At 69.3% G+C, this 23,564-nt stretch carries 24 protein-coding genes; 15 read left to right on the top strand and 9 right to left on the bottom strand.

Going from position 1 to position 23,564, the window contains the following annotated elements:
* The first annotated feature begins 4 nt into the window (after nucleotides 1–4).
* Entirely contained in the window at nucleotides 5–1,255 is a 1,251-nt protein-coding gene (locus AB0L91_RS14550) for an arginine deiminase (RefSeq protein ID WP_365010093.1), read from the top strand.
* A gap of 10 nt (nucleotides 1,256–1,265) precedes the next feature.
* Here the strand turns inward: AB0L91_RS14550 and AB0L91_RS14545 are convergent, their stop codons facing one another.
* Nucleotides 1,266–3,236, bottom strand: a complete 1,971-nt coding sequence (locus AB0L91_RS14545; protein WP_365010090.1) for a molybdopterin-dependent oxidoreductase — start codon at nucleotides 3,234–3,236, stop codon at nucleotides 1,266–1,268.
* A gap of 179 nt (nucleotides 3,237–3,415) precedes the next feature.
* Here AB0L91_RS14545 and AB0L91_RS14540 point away from each other — a divergent pair, with 179 nt between their 5' ends.
* Complete coding sequence (locus AB0L91_RS14540) at nucleotides 3,416–3,751, top strand: hypothetical protein (protein ID WP_355270813.1); 336 nt, start codon at nucleotides 3,416–3,418, stop codon at nucleotides 3,749–3,751.
* Between the two features lie 54 nt (nucleotides 3,752–3,805).
* Here the strand turns inward: AB0L91_RS14540 and AB0L91_RS14535 are convergent, their stop codons facing one another.
* The 4 genes from AB0L91_RS14535 to AB0L91_RS14520 all read right to left on the bottom strand — a co-directional run bounded on the left by AB0L91_RS14535 (nucleotide 3,806) and on the right by AB0L91_RS14520 (nucleotide 7,670).
* Nucleotides 3,806–4,966: an acetyl-CoA C-acetyltransferase gene (locus AB0L91_RS14535; RefSeq protein WP_357346610.1), complete on the bottom strand. Its 1,161-nt coding sequence runs from the start codon at nucleotides 4,964–4,966 to the stop codon at nucleotides 3,806–3,808.
* A gap of 46 nt (nucleotides 4,967–5,012) precedes the next feature.
* Nucleotides 5,013–5,624 (bottom strand): TetR/AcrR family transcriptional regulator, encoded by a 612-nt coding sequence (locus AB0L91_RS14530; protein WP_355270812.1) that lies wholly within the window; start codon nucleotides 5,622–5,624, stop codon nucleotides 5,013–5,015.
* Nucleotides 5,625–5,688: 64 nt separating this feature from the next.
* On the bottom strand, nucleotides 5,689–6,486 hold the full coding sequence (locus AB0L91_RS14525) for an SDR family oxidoreductase (protein ID WP_365010086.1): 798 nt from the start codon (nucleotides 6,484–6,486) through the stop codon (nucleotides 5,689–5,691).
* The gene (locus tag AB0L91_RS14520; protein WP_355270808.1) at nucleotides 6,483–7,670 is read right to left on the bottom strand and encodes an acyl-CoA dehydrogenase family protein; all 1,188 of its coding nucleotides are present in this window, start codon (nucleotides 7,668–7,670) and stop codon (nucleotides 6,483–6,485) included. Before AB0L91_RS14520 ends, AB0L91_RS14525 begins: the two co-directional genes overlap by 4 nt.
* Nucleotides 7,671–7,725: 55 nt before the next feature.
* Between AB0L91_RS14520 and AB0L91_RS14515 the strand changes: the two genes are divergently transcribed.
* The 8 genes from AB0L91_RS14515 (at nucleotide 7,726) to AB0L91_RS14480 (ending at nucleotide 16,167) form a co-directional block, all read left to right on the top strand.
* Nucleotides 7,726–9,276, top strand: coding sequence for a FadD3 family acyl-CoA ligase (locus AB0L91_RS14515; RefSeq protein WP_355270806.1), 1,551 nt, complete (start codon nucleotides 7,726–7,728; stop codon nucleotides 9,274–9,276).
* Nucleotides 9,273–10,142 carry an enoyl-CoA hydratase gene (locus AB0L91_RS14510; protein ID WP_357346251.1) on the top strand — a complete coding sequence of 290 codons (870 nt, stop codon included), beginning with the start codon at nucleotides 9,273–9,275 and terminating at the stop codon, nucleotides 10,140–10,142. The genes AB0L91_RS14515 and AB0L91_RS14510 overlap by 4 nt, the downstream gene beginning before the upstream one ends.
* Entirely contained in the window at nucleotides 10,143–11,285 is a 1,143-nt protein-coding gene (locus tag AB0L91_RS14505; protein ID WP_365010082.1) for an acyl-CoA dehydrogenase family protein, read from the top strand.
* Between the two features lie 82 nt (nucleotides 11,286–11,367).
* Complete coding sequence (locus tag AB0L91_RS14500) at nucleotides 11,368–12,375, top strand: acyl-CoA dehydrogenase (protein WP_365010081.1); 1,008 nt, start codon at nucleotides 11,368–11,370, stop codon at nucleotides 12,373–12,375.
* Between the two features lie 13 nt (nucleotides 12,376–12,388).
* Nucleotides 12,389–13,441, top strand: coding sequence for an acyl-CoA dehydrogenase family protein (locus AB0L91_RS14495; RefSeq protein ID WP_365010078.1), 1,053 nt, complete (start codon nucleotides 12,389–12,391; stop codon nucleotides 13,439–13,441).
* A gap of 118 nt (nucleotides 13,442–13,559) precedes the next feature.
* A complete protein-coding gene (locus AB0L91_RS14490) occupies nucleotides 13,560–14,012 on the top strand; it encodes a MarR family transcriptional regulator (RefSeq protein ID WP_355270798.1) in 453 nt (150 codons plus the stop codon).
* A gap of 23 nt (nucleotides 14,013–14,035) precedes the next feature.
* Complete coding sequence (locus tag AB0L91_RS14485) at nucleotides 14,036–15,286, top strand: MFS transporter (RefSeq protein WP_365011307.1); 1,251 nt, start codon at nucleotides 14,036–14,038, stop codon at nucleotides 15,284–15,286.
* 131 nt (nucleotides 15,287–15,417) lie between these two features.
* Nucleotides 15,418–16,167 carry a DUF427 domain-containing protein gene (locus AB0L91_RS14480; protein ID WP_365010075.1) on the top strand — a complete coding sequence of 250 codons (750 nt, stop codon included), beginning with the start codon at nucleotides 15,418–15,420 and terminating at the stop codon, nucleotides 16,165–16,167.
* Here the strand turns inward: AB0L91_RS14480 and AB0L91_RS14475 are convergent, their stop codons facing one another.
* Both AB0L91_RS14475 and AB0L91_RS14470 read right to left on the bottom strand, forming a co-directional pair.
* Nucleotides 16,168–16,500 (bottom strand): hypothetical protein, encoded by a 333-nt coding sequence (locus tag AB0L91_RS14475; protein WP_357346246.1) that lies wholly within the window; start codon nucleotides 16,498–16,500, stop codon nucleotides 16,168–16,170.
* A gap of 2 nt (nucleotides 16,501–16,502) precedes the next feature.
* Entirely contained in the window at nucleotides 16,503–17,681 is a 1,179-nt protein-coding gene (locus AB0L91_RS14470) for a Rieske 2Fe-2S domain-containing protein (protein ID WP_365010073.1), read from the bottom strand.
* 194 nt (nucleotides 17,682–17,875) lie between these two features.
* Here AB0L91_RS14470 and hsaA point away from each other — a divergent pair, with 194 nt between their 5' ends.
* From hsaA to AB0L91_RS14445, 5 genes are all read left to right on the top strand, one after another.
* On the top strand, nucleotides 17,876–19,039 hold the full coding sequence (gene hsaA / locus AB0L91_RS14465; protein WP_365010070.1) for a 3-hydroxy-9,10-secoandrosta-1,3,5(10)-triene-9,17-dione monooxygenase oxygenase subunit: 1,164 nt from the start codon (nucleotides 17,876–17,878) through the stop codon (nucleotides 19,037–19,039).
* A 3-nt stretch (nucleotides 19,040–19,042) separates the two neighbouring features.
* Entirely contained in the window at nucleotides 19,043–19,915 is an 873-nt protein-coding gene (gene hsaD / locus AB0L91_RS14460; protein ID WP_355270788.1) for a 4,5:9,10-diseco-3-hydroxy-5,9,17-trioxoandrosta-1(10),2-diene-4-oate hydrolase, read from the top strand.
* Entirely contained in the window at nucleotides 19,912–20,817 is a 906-nt protein-coding gene (gene hsaC, locus AB0L91_RS14455) for an iron-dependent extradiol dioxygenase HsaC (protein WP_355270786.1), read from the top strand. The genes hsaD and hsaC overlap by 4 nt, the downstream gene beginning before the upstream one ends.
* 17 nt (nucleotides 20,818–20,834) lie before the next feature.
* Entirely contained in the window at nucleotides 20,835–21,410 is a 576-nt protein-coding gene (gene hsaB / locus AB0L91_RS14450) for a 3-hydroxy-9,10-secoandrosta-1,3,5(10)-triene-9,17-dione monooxygenase reductase subunit (RefSeq protein WP_365010066.1), read from the top strand.
* Nucleotides 21,411–21,510: 100 nt separating this feature from the next.
* Nucleotides 21,511–22,056: a YdeI/OmpD-associated family protein gene (locus tag AB0L91_RS14445; protein ID WP_365010063.1), complete on the top strand. Its 546-nt coding sequence runs from the start codon at nucleotides 21,511–21,513 to the stop codon at nucleotides 22,054–22,056.
* 141 nt (nucleotides 22,057–22,197) lie between these two features.
* Here AB0L91_RS14445 and AB0L91_RS14440 read toward each other — a convergent pair whose 3' ends face one another.
* Both AB0L91_RS14440 and AB0L91_RS14435 read right to left on the bottom strand, forming a co-directional pair.
* A complete protein-coding gene (locus AB0L91_RS14440) occupies nucleotides 22,198–22,857 on the bottom strand; it encodes a GNAT family N-acetyltransferase (protein WP_365011305.1) in 660 nt (219 codons plus the stop codon).
* Nucleotides 22,858–23,155: 298 nt separating this feature from the next.
* A complete protein-coding gene (locus tag AB0L91_RS14435; protein WP_365010060.1) occupies nucleotides 23,156–23,515 on the bottom strand; it encodes a helix-turn-helix domain-containing protein in 360 nt (119 codons plus the stop codon).
* Nucleotides 23,516–23,564 lie beyond the last annotated feature (49 nt).

Genomic DNA, 23,564 nt, shown 5'->3' with positions numbered 1-23,564 from the left:
AGAAATGACTGGAACCCCCGCCACCGCGTTCGGCGTCCATTCCGAGGTCGGCACGCTGCGCAAAGTGCTGGTCTGCGCGCCCGGCCTGGCCCACGAGCGGCTCACCCCGACCAACTGCGATGACCTGCTCTTCGACGATGTGCTGTGGGTGCAGAACGCCAAACGCGACCACTTCGACTTCATGACCAAGATGCGTGACCGCGGCGTCGAGGTGGTCGAGCTGCACAATCTGCTCGCCGAGACGATGGCCGTGCCCGGCGCGAAGGACTGGATGCTGGATCGCAAGATCGTGGCCGACGAGGTCGGGCTCGGGCTGATCGACGACACCAGGGCCTACCTGGACTCGCTCGACGACCGCACCCTGGCGACCTACCTGATCGGCGGCCTCGCGACCGCGGACCTGCCCGCGGAATTCCGTTCCGGCTACCTGGCGCTGGCGCGCGAGCAGACCGGTGTCCGCGAGTACCTGATGCCGCCGCTGCCGAACACCCTCTACACCCGCGACACCACCTGCTGGCTCTACGGCGGTGTGACGCTCAATCCGCTGTACTGGCCCGCCCGGCACGACGAGACGCTGCTGATGGGCGCGATCTACGCCTTCCATCCCGACTTCACCGGCGCGAAGGTCTGGTGGGGCGACCCCGAACGGGATTGGCGGCTGGCGACTTTCGAGGGTGGCGACGTGATGCCGGTCGGCAACGGGGTGGTCCTGATCGGGATGAGCGAACGGACGTCGCGGCAGGCGATCACCCAGGTGGCCGCGGCGCTGTTCGCGGCGGGCGCCGCCGAGCGGGTGATCGTGGCCGGGATGCCGAAGCTACGCTCGGCCATGCACCTCGACACCGTGTTCACCTTCGCCGACCGCGATCTGGTCACCGTCTACCCCGACATCGTCTACGGCATCCACCCGTTCTCCCTGCGGCCCAGCGACCGTGCCCCCGGTGTCGAGGTGACCGAGGAGACCGCGCCGTTCCTCGACGTGGTGGCCGAGTCGCTGAAGCTGCCGAAGCTGCGGGTGGTGGAGACCGGCGGCGGCTACTACGCCAACGAACGCCAGCAGTGGGACAGCGGCAACAACCTCGTCGCCGTCGAGCCGGGTGTCGTGTTCGCCTACGACCGCAACACCCACACCAACGCGGCGCTGCGCAAGGAAGGCGTCGAGGTGATCACCATCGTCGGCGCCGAACTCGGTCGCGGTCGCGGCGGTGGCCACTGCATGACCTGCCCGCTGATCCGCGACGCCGTGGAGTTCTGAGCCCGGCGGATCAGCGCGGACGCACCTCGACCCGGTTGTCGTGGAAGACCGCGCCGCCGCCGTAGTCCGAATCCCGTTCGGCGATGGTCGCGTTGACGGTGGCACCGTTGGTGAACTTGGCCCAGCGGCCCTTCGTGGTGCCCGCGACGCCCGGCCGGACCCGGTCCGACACCTCGGCCACGGCCTCGAACGATCCGCGCGCGTTGGACACCAGCACGTCGGCGCCGTCGGCGATGCCGCGCGTGGCGGCGTCGTCGGGGTGCAGGGTGATGGTGGATTCGCCTGCCCGGCGGCGTAATTCGGGATTGCCGCCGAAGGAGGTGTTCAGGAAGTAGTGCGAGGCGGCGGAGATCAGCACCAGCCCGTCGCCCTGGTCGGCCGGTGGCGTGTAGTCCGGGAGCGGATCGTGGCCCGCCAGTTCGGCACGCGCCGAGACGAATTGCAGCTTGCCCGCCGGGACCGAGCCGGGCTGGATCTTCAGGAAGCCGTCGGCGCGGAGCCGGTCCAGGTCGTGGCCCTTCAGCAGTTGCCTGGCCAGTTCCTCGTCGGAGTCGTAGAGCGCCGGTTCGGTGAGACCGAGGCGGCGCGAGAGCCTGCGGAAGGTCTCGGTGGTGGACAGGCATTCGCCCGGCGGTTCGACGGCGGGTTCGTTCCAGACCAGGTAGAGGTGGCCGTAGCCCGCGATCACGTCGAGGTGTTCGGGCTGCATGGTGGCGGGCAGCACGATGTCGGCGTAGTCGACGGTGTCGGTGCCGAAGTGCTCGAGCACGACGGTGAACAGGTCGTCTCGGGAGAGTCCTTCGATCACCCGGCGCTGGTCGGGGTTGGAGCCGACCGGGTTCGCGCCGATCACGAACAGCGCCTTGACCGGCGGGTTTTCGGTCTCGAGCAGGGCTTCGCCGAGCCGGGTCATCGACAGGGTGCGGACCGGGTGCGGCAGGAGGTCGTCGCGGACCAGCGCGGCGTCGTCGAGCCGGAAGTGGCCGCTGGTCGAATAGTGCAGTCCGCCACCGGGAATCGCCCAGTCGCCGGTGACGCCGGGCAGGCAGGCCAGCACCCGCAGGGCCATGCCGCCGCCCGCGTGCCGCTGCATTCCCTGGGAGGCGCGGATGGCGGTCGGCCTGGTGCGGGCGATCCGTTCACCGAGTGCGACGATCCGCTCCTGCGGCACGCCGGTGATCGCCGCGGTGCGCTCGGGGGTGAATTCCAGGACGCGGTCGCGGAATTCGGGCCAGCCCTCGGTGTGCTCGGCGAGGAAGCGCTCGTCCTGCGCGCCGAGCGAGACGATGACGTGCAGCAGCCCGAGCGCGAGCGCGGCGTCGGTGCCGGGCAGCGGCGCGATGTGCTCGTCGCAGCGTTCGGAGGTCTTGGTGCGCACCGGATCGATCGACACCAGGTAGGCGCCGCTGTCCTGGACGAACTTCCACAGGTGGTGCCCGGAGGTGAGCGGGTTGGTGCCCCACAGCAGGATCAGCTCCGACTTCGCGAAATCCTCGGGATCCATGCCGCCGGAGGTACCGAGCGTGTAGCGCAGGCCGGCGCCGCCGGCGACCGAGCAGATCGTCGCGGCGTGGTGCGAGGCACCGAGCACGTTGAACATCCGGCGACCGGGATAGCCCTCGAGGCCCTGGAGATAGCCGAGGCTGCCGGTGCCGTGGAACGGCCAGATCGCCTCGCCGCCGAATTCGTCGATGATGCCGGTGAGCCGGGTGGCGATCTCGTCGAGCGCGTCGTCCCAGCTGATCCGCTCGAAGCGGCCCGAGCCCTTGGGCCCGACCCGGCGCAGCGGATAGCGCAGCCGGTCGGGCGAGCCGACCTGCTCCAGATAGCGATTGACCTTGACGCACAAGGCGCCCCGGGTCACCGGGTGCTCCTTGTTCCCCCGCAGCGCGGTGGCCGCACCGTCCTCGACGGTCACCACCCACGAGCACGCGTCGGGGCAATCGAGCGGGCACGCACCGAGCACCTTCACCCGACCCATCGTAGGCCGGGGGTACGACAGCCGCCCGGCGGCCGACAGCGGTAACACCGACCGCCCGGAATGTGATGTAAGTCACGTAAGGACGGTTTCACGGCTGTGGCGCCGTCGGAGCACGAGATGCGCGGAGGCCCTGTCACAGGTCGGGGCGTCGTGCCCCCACGCTCGGTGGGAGGTAGGAGATGATAAAGCTCGGCAAGAAGATGGTGGTCAGCGCGTCGGCGGCGATGCTGCTCGGCGCGGGGGTGGTGATGGGTGCGGCGCCGGTACAGGCGCAGTGGGGTCCGTCGGGATGCTCGGCGTATCCGATCAACAACACGTCGGCGTACTCACAGTGCTATTGGCCGGTCCGGCATCAGGTGCGGATCGAATGCAGGCATTGGTGGGGCTGGTTCGGCAGCAGCTGGGCCACCTACGAACGCCGCGGCCCGATCGCGTGGGATGGCCAGCAGTCCTGGGCCCATTGCGATTTCCCCGGGACACTCCAACGCTGGGATGTCGTGACCTATTGGTGGTGAACGAGGTGTGGTCCCCGGCGGAATCCGCCGAGGACCACCAGACTTCGTCCGGAACTACTTGTCCGCGTCCAGCCGCTCGATGATCGTCACGTTCGCCGTGCCGCCACCCTCGCAGATGGTGAGCAGGCCGTAGCGACCGTTCACCCGCTCCAGCTCGTTGAGCAGCGTGGCGAACAGCTTGGCGCCGGTCGCGCCGAGCGGGTGACCGAGCGCGATGGCGCCACCGTTGACGTTCACCTTCGCCGGATCGGCGCCGATCTCCTTGATCCAGGCCAGGACCACGGGCGCGAAGGCCTCGTTGATCTCGATGACGTCGATGTCGTCGATGGTCAGGCCGGTCTTCTCCAGCGCCCACTGGGTCGCCGGGATCGGCGCGCTGAGCATGAAGATCGGGTCGGCGCCGCGCGCGCTCACGTGATGGATGCGGGCGCGCGGGGTGAGGCCGTACTCCTTGACCGCCCACTCCGAGGCGAGCAGCGTCGCGCTGGCACCGTCGGAGATCTGGCTGGCGACCGCCGCGGTGAGCGGGCTGCCCTCCGACAGCGGCTGCAGCGAGGCCATCTTCTCCAGGCTGGTCTCGCGCGGACCCTGGTCGACGGTGAAGTCGCCGACCGGCACGATCTCGTTGTCGAAGCGGCCCTCGGCGATGGCGGCCTTGGCGCGCTCGTGGCTCTGCAGCGCCCAGCGCTCCATGTCCTCGCGGCTGATGCCCCACTTCTCGGCGATCATCTCGGCGCCCTTGAACTGGGAGACCTCGCCGGTGCCGTAGCGCGAGTCCCAGCCCTTCGCGCCGATGAACGAGGACTCGAAGCCGTACGGCTTGGCCGCGAGCATGGCGGCGCCGATCGGGATGGCGCTCATGTTCTGCACGCCGCCTGCCACGATGACCTCGGCGGTACCGCTCATGATGGCCTGCGCGCCGAAGTTGATCGCCTGCTGGCTGGAACCGCACTGCCGGTCGACGGTGACGCCGGGCACCTCCTCGGGGTAGCCGGCGACCAGCCACATGGTGCGGCCGATGTTGCCCGCCTGCGGGCCGAGGTTGTCGACACAGCCGACGATCACGTCGTCGACGATCGCCGGGTCGATGCCGGTGCGCTCGACGAGACCACGCAGCGCGGCCGCGCCGAGATCGGCGGAGTGCACCTCGGCCAGCGCGCCACCGCGCTTGCCGACCGCGGTACGCACCGCATCGATCACATAGGCCTCCCGCAACGGGGCGTAGGGGCGGCGCTCGGCGGATGCGGTCATGATGGAACTCCTATTTCGCGGTGCTCCCGGGCACGGTCAGCCCGTCGAGCACGATGGTGAGATATTGCTGAGCAAGGCTTTGCACGGTGATCGGGCCACCGGGGGTGTACCAGCGGACCGCGACCCACACGGTGTCGCGCAGGAAGCGGAACGCCAGTTCGACGTCGAGTTCGGGGCGGAAGCTGCCGTCGGACACACCGGCGGCCAGCACCTTGTGCCACAGCTCGCGGAACTCGGTGTTGAAGTCGCGGATGTAGCCGAACCGCTCGACGTCGCGCAGGTTCTTGGCCTCGGCCTGGTAGATGGCGACCGCGGCGTGGTGCCGGTCGAAGGCCTCGTAGGAGGCGATCACCAAGGCTTCCAAGGTCGCTCGCGAGCTCAACCCGGCGGCCGCGATCTCGCGGTAGCGGCCGAACAGGTCGTCGAGGAAGCCGCGCAGGATCTCGTCGACCATCGACTCCTTGGAGTCGAAATGGTGGTAGAGACTGCCGGACAGGATGCCCGCCGAGTCGGCGATGTCGCGCACCGTGGTGGCGCGCAACCCGCGCTCGGCGAACAGGTTCGCGGCGAGGTCGAGGAGTTCGGCGCGGCGAGAACGTTTCACGGTGTCGGATGCGGTCACGACGTCATCCTACAACCAAGCACTTGCTTGGTTTCTGGAAACTCCGCACTCGGGCGCCCGCTCGTCATGCGCGCTGACTGCTCACCGAGACGACCTCGCCGGTCAGGTACGAGGTGTAGTCGCTGGCCAGCATGGCGATCGTCGCGGCGACCTCCCACGGCTCGGCGGCGCGACCGAAGGCCTCCCGCTCGCTCAGGGCGTCGAGCAGCTCGCTCGAGCTGACCTTGTCCAGGAACGGATGCCGCGCGATGCTCGGCGCGACGGCGTTGATCCGCACCCCGAACTCGGCGGCCTCGACCGCACTGCACCTGGTCAGCGCCATCACGCCGGCCTTGGCGGCAGCGTAGTGCGCCTGGCCGTGCTGCGCGCGCCAGCCGAGCACGCTGGCGTTGTTGACGATCACGCCGCCGTGGCCCGCCGACCGGAAGTACCCGAGCGCGGCACGGGTGCAGCGGAAGGTGCCGGTCAGGGTGATGTCGAGCACCTGGTCCCACTGCTCGTCGGTCATGTCGACGACCGGGGTCTCGCCGCCGAGGCCGGCATTGTTGACCATGACGTCGATCCGGCCGAGTTCGGCGGCGGCGTCGGTGAGCAGCTGGTTCACCTGCGCGGTATCGCGGACGTCACAGACCACCGCGCCGACCTTGCGCTCGGGGAACTCCTTGGCGAGCAGCTCGGCGGTCTCGGTGAGCCTGCGCTCGTGCCAGTCGGAGACGACGACGTCAGCGCCCTCTTCCAAGAGCCTGCGCGCGGTGGCCGAGCCGATGCCGGTGCCCGCCGCGGCGGTGATGACGGCCTTGCGGCCGGTCAGCAGGCCGTGGCCGGGGATGGACGGGGGCGGGACGGAGAGCGGACCGGTCACGGGCGGGCCTCCCGCGGCAGGCCGAGCACACGCTCGGCGATGATGTTGCGCTGCACTTCGTTCGAACCTCCATAGATCGTGTCGGCGCGGCTGAACAGGTACAGCCGCTGCCATGCGGTCATGTCGTCGGGACCGAGGACCAGCCCGGCGGCGCCCTGCACCGCCATGGCGAGCTCGCCGAGCCCGCGATGCCAGTTGCCCCACAACAGCTTCGAGACCGACGCGCCACCGGCGTCGTCGACGTCCTCGCTCATGGTGCGCAGCGCGTGCGCGCGCAGGACCCGCAGGCCGACCCAGGCGTTGTCGATGCGCTCGGCGATCAGCGGGTCGTCCGCGGCGCCGGTCCGCCGGGCCAGCGCCTCGATGTCGGCGAGCTCACGGGCGAAGCGGATCTGCTGGCCGAGCGTGGAGATGCCGCGCTCGAAGGTCAGCGTGCCCATGGCGATGCGCCAGCCGTCGCCCGGCTCGCCGACCACCAGACCGGCCTCGGTGACGGCGTCGTCGAAGAACACCTCGTTGAATTCGGAGGTGCCGGTGAGCTGTTCGATCGGGCGGACTTCGATGCCCGGCTGGTTCATCGGCACCAGCAGGTAGGACAGGCCCTTGTGCCTGCTCGACCCCTTCTCGGTGCGCGCGATGACGAAGCACCAGTCGGCGACGTGCGCGAGTGAGGTCCAGATCTTCTGGCCGTTGATCACCCAGCGGTCGCCGTCCAGGCGCGCGGTGGTGCTCACCGCGGCCAGATCGGAGCCGGCGCCCGGCTCGGAGTAGCCCTGGCACCACAGCTCGCCGACCGAGCGCACGCCCGGCAGGAATCGCTTCTTCTGTTCTTCGGTGCCGAAGGCCAGCAGCGTCGGGCCGAGCAGTTCCTCACCCACGTGCGAGACGCGCGCGGGCGCGTCGGCCTTCGCGTACTCCTCGTGGAAGATGACCTGCTGGCGCACGCTGGCACCGCGGCCGCCCCACTCGACCGGCCAGCCGAGGCAGGTCCACCCCGCCGCGGCGAGGTGCCGGTCCCAGGCCAGCCGCTCTTCGAAGAACTCGTGCTCGCGCCCCGGCCCGCCGGTGCCGCGCAGGTCACGGAACTCTCCGGCCAGGTTTTCGGCCAGCCAGTCGCGTATTTCCGCGCAAAACTCCGCGTCGGAGGTCGCGGTATCGGAATCTGAGGTCTGGATCACGCCCACGTCGGTAGGATAACCTACCAAGCACTTGCTTTGTTAGCCGATTGGTGAGGACCCCGTGACAACCCCTGCACAGACCACCCCGCAGGCTCTGCGAGACGTCGCCGCGGCGCATCCGCACGAGCCGGCCCTGATCGACGGCGCGACCCGCCTGACCTGGTCCGACCTGCTCGATCAGGTACGGATCGCGGCGCGCGCCCTGATCGCCCGCGGGATCGACCGCGGCGACCGGGTCGCGATGTGGGCGCCCAATACCCATCACTGGGTGGTGGCCGCGCTGGCCGCGCACTCGGTCGGCGCCGCGCTGGTGCCGCTCAACACCCGCTATGTCGCCGCCGAGGCGGCCGACGTGCTGGTCCGGGTGGACGCGAAGGCGCTGTTCGTCGCCGGGTCGTTCCTCGGCCGCGATCGCGCCGCCGAACTGCGCGAGACCGCGCCGGAGCTGAAGATCGGCACCGTCGTGGTGATCCCGGTCGAGGGCGAATCCGCCGTCGACGACGGGTCGCTGAGCTGGTCGGCGCTGCTCGAGCTGGCGGCGACCGTCACCGCCGAGGCGGGCGAGGAGCGGGCGAACGCCGTCTCCCCCGACGACATCTCCGACATCCTGTTCACCTCCGGCACCACCGGCCGCAGCAAGGGCACGCTCGTCGCGCACCGGCAGGCGCTGGGCGTGGTCCGCGGCTGGGTCGAGTGCTCCACCCTGCGCGCGGGCGATCGCTACCTGATGATCCCGCCGTTCTTCCACAACTTCGGCTACAAGGCGGGCATCCTCGCCTGCCTGGTCACCGGGGCCACGATCGTGCCGCAGGCCACCTTCGACGTGCCCGCCGCGCTCGCGCTGATCGAATCCGAGCGGATCACCGTGCTGACCGGCCCGCCGACGATCTACCAGACCATCCTCGAGCATCCCCAGCGCGACGCGCGCGACCTGTCCTCGCTGCGCGTGGCGGTGACCGGCGCGGCGACGGTGCCGGTGGTGCTGATCGAGCGGATGCGCGACGACCTCGACTTCGAGGTGGTCATCACCGCCTACGGCCTGTCCGAGTCGGCCGGATTCGGCACCATGTGCCGCCCCGAGGACGACGCGGCCACCATCGCCAACACCTGCGGCGGCCCGATCGCCGACTTCGAACTGCGCCTGTCCGAGGCCGGTGAGGTGCTGCTGCGCGGCCCCAACGTGATGCTCGGCTACCTCGACGATCCCGAGGCCACCGCCGAGGCCATCGACGCCGACGGCTGGCTGCACACCGGCGACATCGGCGTCGTCGACGAGCGCGGCTACCTGAAGATCACCGACCGGCTCAAGGACATGTACATCACCGGCGGATTCAACGTGTACCCCGCCGAGATCGAGCAGACCCTGGCCAGGCTCGACGGCGTCGCCGAGTCGGCGGTCATCGGCATCCCGGACGAGCGGATGGGCGAGGTCGGCAAGGCCGTCGTCGTCCGCAAGGCCGGCTCGACGCTGACCGCGGACGAGGTGATCGCCTTCGCCGCGTCCACATTGGCCAATTTCAAAGTGCCCCGGCTCGTGGAGTTCCGCGACCAGCTGCCCTACAGCGCGGCGGGCAAAGTGCTCAAGCGTGAGCTTCGTGAGGAGAAGTCGTGAGTTCCGAAACCGAGACCGAGGTCGTCACCTATGCGGTGCGCGGGTCGGTCGCCGTCGTCACCATGAACCGGCCCGAGTTCCGCAACGCGCAGAACTCGAAGATGACCTACGCCCTCGACGCCGCCTTCGTGCGGGCCGTCGAGGACCCCGAGGTCAAGGTGATCGTGCTGGCGGGCAACGGAAAGCACTTCAGCGCGGGCCACGACATCGGCACCCCGGGCCGCGACCACGACGCGCACTACGAGAACAAGGCCGCGCTGTGGTGGGACCACCTCGACCGCGCGGGCGGCGATCAGCGCTTCGCGCGCGAGTCCGAGGTGTACCTGGGCATGTGCCGCCGCTGGCGGGAGATCCCCAAGCCGATGGTCGCGATGGTGCAGGGCGCCTGCATCGCCGGCGGGCTGATGCTGGCCTGGGTGTGCGACATGATCGTCTGCTCCGACGACGCGTTCTTCTCCGACCCCGTTGTCCGGATGGGTATCCCGGGCGTCGAGTACTTCGCGCATCCGTGGGTGATGGGGCCGCGCGCGGCCAAGGAGTTCCTCTTCACCGGTGACCGGTTCGACGCCGCCCAGGCCAAGGAGTGGGGCATGGTCAACCGGGTCGTGCCGCGCGAGGACCTGGAGTCCGAGGTGCTGGCGCTGGCCGAGAAGATCTCCGCCATGCCGCAATTCGGGCTCGCGCTCACCAAGAAGGCCGTCAACCAGGCCGAAGACCTGATGGGCATGCGCTCCGGCATGGACTCGGTCTTCGGGCTGCACCATTTCGCGCACGCGCACAACGCCGAAGTCGGCGCCGATTCGCTCGGCGGGATGACCGCCCGCTCGATGAAGGGCGCCGCGACCGAACAGAACGGGACGAAGTAAGTGGACCTCGAGATCGACCCGGCAGTCCGGGAGTTCCAGCTGGAGGTGCGCGAGTTCCTCGCCGCCAATGTCCCCAGCGAACCGCTGCCGTCCATGGACACCGCCGAGGGTTTCGAAGCCCACCGTGCCTGGGAGGCGAAGCTGGCCGAGGCCCGCCTGTCGGCGGTGTCGTGGCCCACCGAGTACGGCGGCCGCGACGCCTCCATCCTCGAGTGGGTGCTGTTCGAGCAGGAGTACTACGCGGCGGGTGCGCCGGGGCGCGTCGCCCAGAACGGCATCTTCCTGCTCGCGCCGACCCTGTTCGAGCACGGCACCGAGGAGCAGCTGGCCCGGATCCTGCCGCGGATGGCGCGCGGTGACGACATCTGGGCGCAGGCCTGGTCCGAGCCCGAATCGGGCAGCGACCTGGCGAGCCTGCGCTCGACCGCGCGCCGCACCGAGGGCGGCTGGATCCTCAACGGCCAGAAGACCTGGAGCTCGCGCGCCACCTACGCCGACTGGGCCTTCGGCCTGTTCCGCAGCGACCCGGACGCGCAGCGCCATCACGGCCTGACCTACGTGATGTTCCCGCTGTCCGCCGACGGCGTCAGCGTGCGGCCGATCCCGCAGCTCGACGGCGAGCCCGGCTTCGCCGAGATCTTCCTCGACGACGTCTTCGTCCCCGACCGCGATGTCATCGGCGCGCCGAACGAGGGCTGGCGGGTCGCCATGGCGACCTCGAGCAACGAGCGCGGCCTGTCGCTGCGCAGCCCCGGCCGCTTCAGCGCGACCGCGCAGCGGCTGATCGACCTGTGGACCGAGACGTCCGAGCCCACCGACACCGCCGCGCGCAATGCCGTGGTGGACGCCTGGCTCGGCGCCGAGGCCTACCGGCTGCACACCTTCGGCACCGTCACCCGGCTGACCGACGGCGGCCAGCTCGGCGCGGAGTCCTCGATCACCAAGGTGTTCTGGTCCGAGCTCGACATCGCCATGCACCAGACGGGACTCGACCTGCTCGGCCCCGCCGCCGAACTGACCAGCAAGTGGACCGACGGCTACCTGTTCTCGCTGTCGGGCCCGATCTACGCGGGCACCAACGAGATCCAGCGCAACATCATCGCCGAGCGCATCCTCGGCCTGCCGCGGGAGAGCAAGCGATGACCCTCGCCGCCTCGGCTTCTGCCCACAGCCGCTCGGCCACAGCGTGTCGGCCGGCCACCCGTTCGACCACAGGAGTTCCGCGATGAAGTTCGCACTCGCCACCGAACAGCAGGACTTCGCCGCCGAACTGCGCAAGGTCCTCGACGCCGCGCAGGCGCCCGCCGCGACCCGCGCCTGGGCCGCGGGCGACACCGCCAAGGGCACCGCGCTGCTGCGCCAGGTGGCCGAGATGGGCGCCTTCGGCCTGATCGTCGACGAGCAGTACGACGGCGCCGAAGCCACCCCGGTCGACCTCGTCGTCGCGCTCGTCGAGCTGGGCCGGGCCGCCGCGCCGGGCCCGGTGATCGAATCGGCCGCGGTGATTCCGGCACTGTTGCAGCGGCTTCCGAACACCGAGCCCGCGCGGCGCTGGCTGCCCGCGCTCGCGGGCGGCGCGCTGCTGGGCACCGTCAGTTTCGGTGCCACGCAGCGCGGTATCGCCCTCGACGCCGATGCCGCCGACCTGGTGCTGGTCGCCGACGGTGGCACGCTGGCGGTCGGGCGGCGCACCGCGGCCGGACCGCTCGCCTCGATCGATCCGGCGCGCAAGCTGTTCCAGGTCGAGGCCGACGAGGCCGTGGCCGAGGACGCGCAGGACGCCATCGACTACGCCTTCGATCTCGGCGTGCTCGCCTGTGCCGCGCTGCTGCTCGGCGCGGGCCGCGCGCTGCTCGACCAGACCACCACCTACGCCAAGCAGCGCAAGCAGTTCGGCCGCGCCATCGGCGAGTTCCAGGCCGTGAAGCAGCAGCTCGCGGACGTGCTGATCGCGCTGGATCTGGCCGAGCCGCTGCTCTACCGCGCCGCCCTCACGCTGGACTCCGACGATCGCGCGCGCGACGTGTCGGCGGCCATCGTGGCCTGCGGCGACGCCGCCCACCGCGCCTCCAGGGCCGGTCTGCAGGTGCACGGCGCCATCGGCTACACCGCCGAATGCGACCTGTCGCTGTGGATCACCAAGGTGGCGGCCCTGCGCACCGCCTGGGGCACCGCCGATTTCCACCGCGGCCGTATCGCCGACGCCCTGCGCGCCGCGCCCGCCGCGGGCTGATCGAAGGAATCTCATGTCATCGAATGAACTGCTCGAATTCCGCACTTCCGTCCGCGCCCTGCTGGCCAAGCACGCCACGCCGGCCGCGGTGCGCGCCGCCATGGACACCGACCTCGGGTACGACCCGAAGCTGTGGACCATGCTGTGCGAGCAGGTCGGGGTCGCCGCGCTCGCGGTGCCGGAGGAGTGGGGCGGCGCGGGCGCGGGCCTGGTCGAATCACTGATGGTGGTCGGCGAATTGGCCCGCACGCTGGCCGGTGTCCCGATGCTCGGTTCCGCCGTGCTCGGCGTGCAGGCAATCCTGCTCTCGGGCGACGAGCAGGCCTGCGCCCGGCTGCTGCCCGACCTCGCCGATGGCTCGCGCACGGCCGCGCTGTGCTGGGCCGACGCGGCGGGCTGGGACGCCTCCGGCGTCACCGCGAGCGATGGAAAGCTCAACGGCGCGGCGCATTACGTGCTGCACGGCGCCCAGGCCGACCTGCTGCTGGTACTCACCGGCGACGGCCTGTACGAGACGACGGCCGACGCGGCGGGCGTGGTCGTCGCCCCGACGCCCGCCCTCGATCCGACCCGCGAGCTGGCCGTCGTCGCCTTCACCGACACCCCGGCGACGCGGATCGGCACGGCCGACCCGGCCGCCCTGCGCACCCGGCTGCGCGAGATCGCCTGGGCGGCGCTGGCCGCCGAGCAGGTCGGCGCGGCCAGGCGCTGCCTGGAGATGACGGTGGAGTACACCGCCTCGCGCGTGCAGTTCGGCAGGCCGATCGGCAGCTTCCAGGCCCTCAAGCACCGGATGGCCGATATGTACGTGCTGGTGGAGTCGGCCGAGTCGACGGCGCTGGCCGCCGCCCAGGCCGTGGCGGAGAACAGCGCCTCGGCCGCCGAGGACGTCTACGTCGCGCGCAAGCACTGCACCGAGACCTTCTCGCACGTGGCCGCCGAGACGATCCAGCTGCACGGCGGTATCGCCATCACCTGGGAGCACGACGCCCACCTGTATTTCAAGCGGGCGCACGCCACCTCCGAGCTCTTCGGCACCGGCCGTCGCCCGGTCGCGGCCGCCTGACCGCATCCCTTCGAAAGCCCTGGTCGCGACCCCGCGGCCGGGGCTTTCGGCGGCTGTGCGAGAGGTCACCGGAGCGACCGCTGGAATTAGATAGTTAGCTTATGCAATAATATTGTTCGTGCAGCAGACAGAGCAGCCATCCCCGGACGACATCGTGGTCGACCTGTTGGTCACTGCCGGTCGGCTCACCAGGCTCGCCGGGGCGATCAGCGACGACGATCTGCCCCGCGCGGTCCTGCGTGCCCTCGCCGTGCTCGACGAGCACGGCGGTCTGCGGGTCAGTGATTTCGCCCGGATCGATCGATGTTCCCAACCGGCGGCAACGGCGCTGATCGGTCGGCTCGTCGCCGACGGCTTCGCCTCCCGCAGCAGGGACCCGCAGGACTCCAGGGCGGTTCTCATCGAACTGACCCCGGCGGGCCGGAACCGCCTCGTCGAGGCCAGGCGCGCCTTCGCGGCCGCCGTGGCTCCCGGACTCGCCGACTTCGATCTCGATCGCCTGATCCGGCTCGACACCGACATGAACGACCTGCTGACAGCCCTGCGTGCGGTTGCCCGCGGTCATCAGTGATGCAACCAGGAGCGCCAGTGAGCATTCCCCAGTTGACTCGCGCCGACGACACCGCCGCCGCAGCCACCACCACCCCGTCCGGACAGCCCAAGGCCGTCTGGGCCGTCGCCTTCGCGAGCGTGATCGCGTTCATGGGCATCGGCCTGGTCGACCCCATCCTCAAGCCGATCGGCGAACAACTGCACGCGAGCCCGTCGCAGGTCTCGCTGCTGTTCACCAGCTATATGGCCGTCACCGGCGTCGCCATGCTGATCACCGGGGTCATCTCCAGCCGCTTCGGCGCCAAGAAGACGCTGCTGTCCGGCCTGGCGATCATCGTGGTGTTCGCCGCGCTGGCGGGCATGTCGAGCACGATCGGCGAGATCATCGGCTTCCGCGCGGGCTGGGGCCTGGGCAACGCGCTGTTCATCGCGACGGCGCTGGCCACCATCGTCGGCGCGGCCACCGGCGGTGTCGCCAAGGCGATCATCCTCTACGAGGCCGCGCTGGGGATCGGCATCGCCACCGGCCCGCTGCTGGGCGGCCTGCTCGGCGGGATCAGCTGGCGCGGACCGTTCTTCGGGGTGTCGGTGCTGATGGCCGTCGCGTTCATCGCGATCGTCGTGCTGCTGCCCGAGATGCCCAAGCCCGCGAAGCCGACCTCGATCACCGCGCCGTTCAAGGCGCTGCGGCACCGGGGTCTGCTGACCGTGAGCATCACCGCGCTGCTCTACAACTTCGGCTTCTTCACCCTGCTCGCCTACACCCCGTTCCCCCTGGACATGGGCACCTACGCGATCGGCTTCATCTTCTGCGGCTGGGGCATCCTGCTCGCGCTGGCCTCGGTGTTCCTGGCGCCGCGACTGCAGGCGCGCTTCGGCACCCTGCCGATGATGGCCCTGTCGCTCGGCCTGTTCGCCGTCGATCTGGCCGTGATGGGCATGTTCACCGAGCACAAGGTCGTGCTGGTCGTCGGCGTCGTCATCGCCGGCCTGTTCCTCGGCGTGAACAACACGCTGATCACCGAGGCCGTGATGATCTCCGCGCCGGTCGAGCGCTCCACCGCGTCGGCGGCCTACAGCTTCGTCCGGTTCGCCGGTGGCGCCGCGGCGCCGTGGGTGGCGGGCAAGCTCGGCGAGCACAGCGTCTCGCTGCCGTTCTGGCTCGGCGCCGCCTTCACCGCCGCCGCCGTCGGCGCGCTGTACGTCGGCCGCACGGCGCTGGCCCACCTCGACGAGCACGACCCGGCGCCGCACAGCGTCGAGGAAGCACAGGCCATCACCGTCGGCGACTGACCAGCCGCCCCGGTCGATGAACGCCCCCGTTGCGAACAGCCGCGGGGGCGTTCGACGTAGCCCGGCGATCGACTGCGGTGCTATATCCGCGAGCGTGCGGCACTGCCAGACACGCGCGTACCGTCGGATAGGTGACTGATGCCAAACGTTGGCGGCCCAAGTTCGCGGGTTCACCGAAGCGTGTGCGGGCCTACCTGCACGGACGAATGGTCGCCGATACGCTGCGGCCACTGCTCGTCTGGGAGATCCCCTACTACCCCACCTACTATGTGCCACTCGTCGATATCAGCGCTGACCTGGAACCGAGCGGAATCAGCGAGCAGCACACAGGCCGCGGAACGGCGACGGGGTACGACCTGGTCATCGACGGCTTACGAGCCGACGGTTCGGCGATCCGGTATCTCGACTCACCGTTCCCCGACCTGAAAGATGCCGTACGCCTGGATTTCGCCACCTTCGACTGGTTCGAAGAGGACGAGCCGATCTTCGTACACCCGCGCGACCCGTACTCCCGGGTCGACATCCTCGGCAGCTCACGGAACGTCCGGGTCGAAATCGACGGCGTCACCGTCGCCGACTCCACCTCACCGCGCATCCTGTTCGAAACCGGCCTGCCCGCACGGTATTACCTGCCGCTGCCGGATGTCCGGATGGATCTGCTGACCGCCTCCGACACCCACACCAGCTGCCCGTACAAGGGCACCGCCGACTACTGGAACGTCGAGATCGACGGCACCGAACACCGCGACATCGTGTGGATCTATCGCACGCCGCTGCCGGAGAGCCAGAAGATCGCCGGCCTGGCGTGCTTCTACAACGAGAAGGTCGACATCTACCTCGACGGCGTCCGGCAGGACCGGCCGCACACCCCGTTCAGCTGATCATTCGGGGATCTCGAGCACGCCCTCGTCGACCGCCCACTTGATGGACTTCTCCAGCGACGGGCACGATTCCGGCCTGCCCGGCCGGGCACCGTGCGCGCTGAGCTGGGCGAAGACCGGGCAGTGCGTGTCCGGTCGTTCGGTCCACTGCACCGAGGTCTGGTGCGCGCTGGACTTGCGCACCAGCACCTCGGCGGAACAGGCCTGACACCGCACCGGTGTCAGGCCGTCGTCCAGGTAGTGCTGTTTGTCGACCGTGGTCTGGGCCCGCACCGCGGCCTGCCGCACGGGCTGATCGGCGAAATCGGGGGCTTTGGCCCAGGTCGGTGACATGGTTACACGCCCGCTTCGGCTTCTGCCTCGGCCTTGCGGCGCAGGTTCTCCGCCACCTCGGCCTCCCAGGCCTGGTTGGCCTTGGTGGTGTCGACCTCGAACTCGAAGCGCTGGGTCATCTTCTCGGTGACATCGGCGGCATCGACGTAGAACTGCTCGTACCAGCGGCGCAGCTGGTAGACCGGGCCGTCCTCCTCGCACAGCAGCGGGTTCTCGACCTTGGACTTGTGCTTCCAGATCTCGACGTCCTGGAGGAAGCCGTCGCCGAAGAACTCGGTCATCGAGGCCGCCAGCTTCTCGGCGGTCGCGTCGTCGATGCCCTTGGGCTTCTCCACGGCCAGGCCGTACTGCAGCACGAACTCGTCCTGGCTGACCGGGTAGTGGCAGTTGATCAGCACGACCTTGATCTCGTACCCGCCGTAGATGTTGACCAGCGGATTGATCATGTAGGACGGGCCGAAGTAGGACGCCTCCGACTTGAGCAGCGTCTCACCGCCGTACTTGGCCGCCATGCCGATGTCCGGCCGACCCTTGGTCTCCAGGAACTGCGTCGCCACATGCCCCTCGAAGACGTTCTTGAAGTACGTCGGGAAGGCATAGTGGATGTAGAAGAAGTGCGCCATGTCAACGACGTTGTCGATGATCTCGCGGCAGTTGGAGCCCTCGATGCGCATCGTGTTCCACGTCCACGGCGTCCAGCCGCTGTCATGATCCTCGCGCGGGTTGCCCTCGGAGTCCGTGTAGGGACCCTCGATGTGCGGGATCGTGACCTCGGCGGGCGGCTCGTTGCCCTCGTGGTCGTGCCAGATGAACAGCTGGCCGTTGCGCTCGAGCGTCGTCCACTTCCGGGTGCGCGCCAGCGGCGGAACGCGGCGCGCGTAGGGGATCGACGTGCACTTGCCGCTGGCGCCCCAGCGCCAGTCGTGGAACGGGCAGGCGATGTCGTCGCCCTTGACCGTGCCCATGCTCAGGTCGCCGCCCATATGCCTGCAGTAGGCGTCGAGCACGCGAATCTCGTCGTTGGTGTCGGTCCACACCACGAGCTTGGTCCCGAAGATCTCGATCGCGTGCGGCTTGCCGTCGCGGAAGGTCTTCGTGAGGCCGACACAGTGCCAGCCGCGCGCAAACCTGGTCGGCGTTGTACCGACATCGAGTTCCCTCACCTTGGGGTTGACTGCCATCCCGAACCCTCCTTCTTCACTAGAACACGTTACAAAACGAGGGCGCTTCACGCCAGCTATCCAGCGAACTTCGCTCCGAGCCCCTGTTATATCCGAGGTAGGGCGATCTTCTCGACAGAAATGAGAACCTGTTCTAATCTCAGAGTCGAACAAGAACCGGTTGTCGATCCGACAAGGCAGGAGCGGGCTCCGAAATGACGCAAGAAGTGACCGAACGGGTCGAGGCACTGCTGCCGACACTGCGTGAACGTGCGCAGGAGGCCGAAGACCTGCGCCGCATTCCCGACGAATCCATGAAGGCGCTGCAGGAGACCGGGTTCTTCCGGCTGCTCCAGCCCAAGCAGTGGGGCGGCCACGCCGCCGATCCGGTCGTCTTCTACGACACGGTCCGCAAGATCGCCAGCGCGTGCGGCTCCACCGGCTGGGTGGCCGGCATCATCGGCGTGCACAACTGGCACCTCGCGCTGTTCGACCAGCAGGCCCAGGAAGACGTCTGGGGCGAGGACACCGACGTGCGGATCTCCTCCTCCTACGCCCCGATGGGCGCGGGCCAGGCGGTCGACGGCGGCTACATCGTGCGCGGCTCGTGGGCCTGGTCCTCGGGTTCCGATCACGCCACCTGGGCCGTCCTCGGCGGACCGGTGATCAAGAACGGCAAGCCGGTCGACTTCGGCTCCTTCCTGATCCCGCGCTCGGACTACCGCATCGACGACGTCTGGAACGTCGTCGGCCTGCGCGGCACCGGCTCCAACACCGTGGTCGTCGAGGACGTCTTCGTCCCGGCGCACCGCTTCCTGAGCTTCCGCGCGATGAGCGAGGGCCGCGCGCCCGGCCTCGAGCAGAACACCGACGCCGTCTTCAAGATGCCGTGGGGCACCATCCACCCCACCACCATCTCCACGCCGATCGTCGGCATGGGCTACGGCGCCTACGAGGCGCACGTCGAGCACCAGGGCAAGCGCGTGCGCGCGGCCTTCGCCGGCGAGAACGCCAAGGACGATCCGTTCGCCAAGGTGCGCGTCGCCGAGGCGGCCAGCGACATCGACGCCGCGTGGCGTCAGCTCTCGGGCAATGTCGCCGAGGAGTACGCGCTGCTGCAGGCAGGCCAGGATGTGCCGTTCGACCTGCGCGTGCGGGCTCGCCGCGACCAGGTCCGCGCGACCGGCCGGGTGATCGCCTCGATCGACAAGCTCTTCGAGTCCTCGGGCGCCACCGCCCTGGCCAACGGCACGCCGCTGCAGCGCTTCTGGCGCGACGCGCACGCGGGCCGGGTGCACGCGGCCAACGATCCCGAGCGCGCCTACGTCATGTACGGCACGCACGAGTTCGGCCTGCCCGTCACCGACGCCATGGTGTAGCCGATGACCCAGACCGCTGAACTCACCTACGAATCGACCTCGCGCTACGCGCAGGTCACCCCCGAACTGAAGCTGCACTACCACGAGGCGGGCGTCGGCAACGGCCCCACGATCGTGCTGCTGCACGGCGGCGGGCCCGGCGCCTCGGCGTGGTCGAACTTCGCCCGCAACATCCCGGTGCTGGCCGAGAACTTCCACGTGATCGCGCTCGACCAGCCCGGTTTCGGCAAGTCCGACAAGCCGGTCGACCACCCGCAGTACTTCGTGCACGCGTCCACCGCGCTGCTCGCGCTGCTGGATCACCTGCAGATCACCGATCGCGTGCACCTGCTGGGCAATTCGCTCGGCGGCGGCACCTCGGTGCGCTTCGCCCTGGACAACCCCAAGCGCGCGGGCAAGCTCGTGCTGATGGGCCCCGGCGGACTGAGCACCAACCTGTTCGCGCCCGACCCGACCGAGGGCGTCAAGCTGCTCTCGGCCTTCAGCTACGCGCCGACCAGGGAGAACCTGGAGAAGTTCCTGCGGATCATGGTCTTCGACCAGTCGCTGATCACCGAGGAACTGATCGACGAGCGGTTCGCCCTGGCGAGCACGCCCGAATCGCTGGCCGCGGTCCGCGCGATGGGCAAGTCCTTCGCCGGCGCCGACTTCGAGAAGGGCATGCTCTGGCGTGACGCGTACAAGCTGCGTCAGCCCGTGCTGCTCATCTGGGGTCGCGAGGACCGGGTGAACCCGCTCGACGGCGCGCTGGTGGCCACCAAGGTCATCCCGCGCGTGCAGCTGCACGTCTTCGGTGGCTGCGGCCACTGGGCGCAGCTGGAGAAGTTCGACGAATTCAACCGGCTCACGGTCGATTTCCTCGAGGAGAAGCAATGAGTATCCGCGCACTGGGCTACATGCGCATCGAGGCCACCGACATGGCGGCCTGGCGCGAGTACGGCCTGAAGGTCCTCGGCATGATGGAGGGCACCGGGCTGAACCCCGACGCGCTCTACCTGCGCATGGACGATTTCGCCGCCCGCCTGGTGATCGTCCCGGGTGAGCAGGACCGGCTGCTGGTCTCGGGCTGGGAGGTCACCGACGGTCCCGGCCTGCAGCGGCTGCGGGAGACCCTGGACAAGGCCGGGGTCGCCTTCACCGAGGGCACCAAGGAAGAGCTGGGCGAGCGGCGCGTCGAGGGCATGATCCGGTTCCAGGATCCGTCCGGGAACACCCTCGAGGCGTTCTACGGCGCGCAGTACCTGGGCCGCCGCTTCGTCAGCCCCTACGGCCACAAGTTCGTCACCGCCGAGCAGGGTCTGGGCCACGTGGTGCTGACCTGCACCGACGATGCCGCCGCGCAGGCGTTCTACCAGGACGTCCTCGGCTTCCGGCTGCGTGACTCCATGCGGCTGCCACCGCAGATGGTCGGCCGTCCCGCCGACGGCGACCCGGCCTGGCTGCGCTTCTACGGCTGCAACCCGCGCCATCACGCGCTGGCGTTCCTGCCGCTGCCGAACCCGACCGGCATCGTGCACCTGATGGTCGAGGTGGAGAACTCCGACGACGTCGGCCTCTGCCTGGACCGCGCGTACCGCAAGAAGGTGAAGATGTCGGCCACCCTCGGCCGGCACATCAACGACAAGATGCTGTCCTTCTACATGAAGACTCCCGGCGGATTCGACATCGAATTCGGCTGTGAGGGACTCGAAGTCGACGACGACGACTGGATCGCGCGCGAGTCGACCGCGGTCAGCCTGTGGGGTCACGACTTCACCGTCGGATTCAAGCAGCAATAGGAATGGCGGCGAGGGACATGACCGAACTGACACCGGCGATCGACGGCCGGCAATTCCGTAATGTGCTGGGGCAGTTCTGCACCGGCATCACCGTGATCACCGCGCTCGATCCGGCGGGCGAGCCGATCGGCTTCGCCTGCCAGTCCTTCGCCGCCCTCTCCCTCGACCCGCCCCTGGTGCTGTTCTGCCCCACCAAGGGGTCGCGCTCCTGGGCGGCGATCGAGGCGGCGGGCAAGTTCTGCGTGAACGTGCTCGCCGAGGCGCAGCAGCCGACCTGCGCGCGCTTCGGCTCGCGGGAGACCGACAAGTTCGCCGGAGTCGCCTGGCACACCTCCGAATTGGGGGTGCCGGTGCTCGACGAGTCGCTGGCCACCATCGAGTGCACCGTCGACTCCGTCGTCGACGGCGGTGACCACTACATCGTCATCGGCCGGGTGCACGCCCTGTCGGAATCGGAGACCACCAACGGTCGTCCGCTGCTGTTCTACCGAGGCCAGTACACCGGCATCGAACCCGACAAGACCACCCCCGCGCCCTGGCGCGCGGACCTGGACCATTTCCTCACGACCACCAGCCTCGACACCTGGCTGTGAGTCCCGCGGGTGCGGCCGCCCACACAATGCGCGGCCGCACCCGTTTCTTTCGCTTTTAAGTGCTCATTCGGTGAGCACTTTGGGGCGGATCATGGTTTCCATGACCATCGACTACATCACCTGCGCCGAAGCGAGCGACTGGGATTCGTGGCTGGCCGCCCATCACGACACCGCCGGTGAGGTCTGGGTGCGGATCGCCAAGAAGGGCGCCCCCGAACCGTCGGTGACGATCACCGAAACCCTCGACGGCGCGCTCTGCTACGGCTGGATCGACAGCCATCGCCGCGGCCTCGACGCCCATCACTACCTGCAGCGGTACTCCCCGCGCCGGGCGCGCAGCCCATGGTCGCAGGTCAATGTGGCCAAGGCCGAGGCGCTCATCGCGGCCGGCCGGATGCGCCCCGCCGGATTCGCGGCCATCGAAGAAGCCGTCGCCGACGGACGCTGGGCGGGCGCGTACGAACGCCAGCGCACCGCCGAGACACCCGCCGACCTCGTCGCCGCACTCGCCGACGCACCCGAGGCACAAGCCGCCTACGCCGCACTCGGCCGCTCCGATCAGTACCGGCTGTTCCTGCCGATCCTCAAGGCGACCACTCCCGCCGAACGCGCGACACGAGTCGCCCAGGTCGTCAACGCCCTGTAGCGCAACGCGATTGTGGTGCCGCTACCAGCGTCGAAGCGCCGCCGGTACGCGGGCTGGGCTGTCGGCCACACCGAGTGAGCGGTGCACGGGCCCGCCGCCGGAGTGTTCGCATCGTGGGGGCTGGCCATGCGCCCGGACCCGTCAGACCTCTTTGACCAATACCGCGCGGGTGTAGAGCAGCGAAAACCCTCTGCCCTGCGCATTCTGTTGCGATTTGGAGCCGGGCTGGGTCGTGATCACCGCGAGGTCGCACCCTGCCGCGGCCGCCTCCGTCAGGCGCGTCGACAGGAGCGCGGTCTGTACTCCGTGCCTGCGATGCGCTGGCAGCGTCGCCGCACCCGCGAGCGCGGCGACGCCACCGTCGGTCCGCATGCTCGCCCCACCGGCAGGCACCCCGTCCCGATAGGCGAGATACCGACGGGTGTCACCGGTGGCGGCCATATCCCGCATCACGGCGGCGAGCGCTTCCCGCGGAAACTCCTCGTGCGACGGGACACCCTCGTCATCCGGATGCGCGAACCCGTCGACGACGACATCGAGCCACTGCTCGAGCCCATCCCCCTCGTCCCGCCGCACCTCGACGTCGGCGGACCCCACCCACCGTCGCCCGCCCAGCTCCGTCCCCAGCACATTCTCGAACGACACCAACCGATACCCCCGCCCGGTCAACTCGGCCCCGATCCGCGGATCCCCCAACTGCGCCAGCTCCACCTGCACCGGCACCCCCACCGCCGCATACGCGGCCTCGATCTCCGCCCACTCCCCCACCGAAGGCACCCCACCGAACCCGACCCCCACCACCTTGTTCAACGGCGACCCCACCTCCGCGAAACACGCCGCCCCACCAGCGAACTCCCGCACGAACCCACCCGACCCCCGCCCCGCCGCCACCCGCGTAGCCCCCACAATGGCATCCGCCTCCAGCCGCTCGACCCGAGCCGCCATCGCGCCTCCACAGAACAACGTCCCCAAGTCATCACTCATGAACCACTTATATCCCCCCTGTCCAGCACTTTTCGCGAACCGAGGTGTTCCGTGAGCAGCGCCCGACCGGCCGCTTGCAGCGCAGCGCTGTGACCAACCGTCCAGGCGGCCGCGGCTAGCGGGCGGGGCGCCAGGGGATCCGTCCGTTGCCGTCGCCGCTGGGGGTCCATTGTTCGGACCAGTCCCAGAGAGGTTGAAGGGATTCGGCCAGGAGCGAGCCTTCGGTGGTCAGTTCGTAGGCCCCTCGCGGGCCGTGTTTGCGGGTGAGGCCGGCGGATTGGAGTTGTTGCAGGCGGTCGGAGAGCATGCTCGACGAGCAATTTCCCATCCGGCGGCGCAGGTCGAGGAAACCGAGGGGGCCGGGTTCGAGTTCCCAGATCACGCGCAGCATCCAGCGCTGACCGAGCAGGTCGATCGCGGCCAGGATCTTCTCGGAGGGTTCGGCGGGGACGCTGTCCCCTGTTGCACTTCTCATTCAGAAGCACGATAGTTGCTTCTGAATCAGAAGCATCTGGACCGCTCGG

The organism is Nocardia sp. NPDC051833, from assembly GCF_040681225.1.
Lineage (GTDB): Bacteria > Actinomycetota > Actinomycetes > Mycobacteriales > Mycobacteriaceae > Nocardia.
This window is presented reverse-complemented; position numbering and strand designations above follow the sequence as displayed.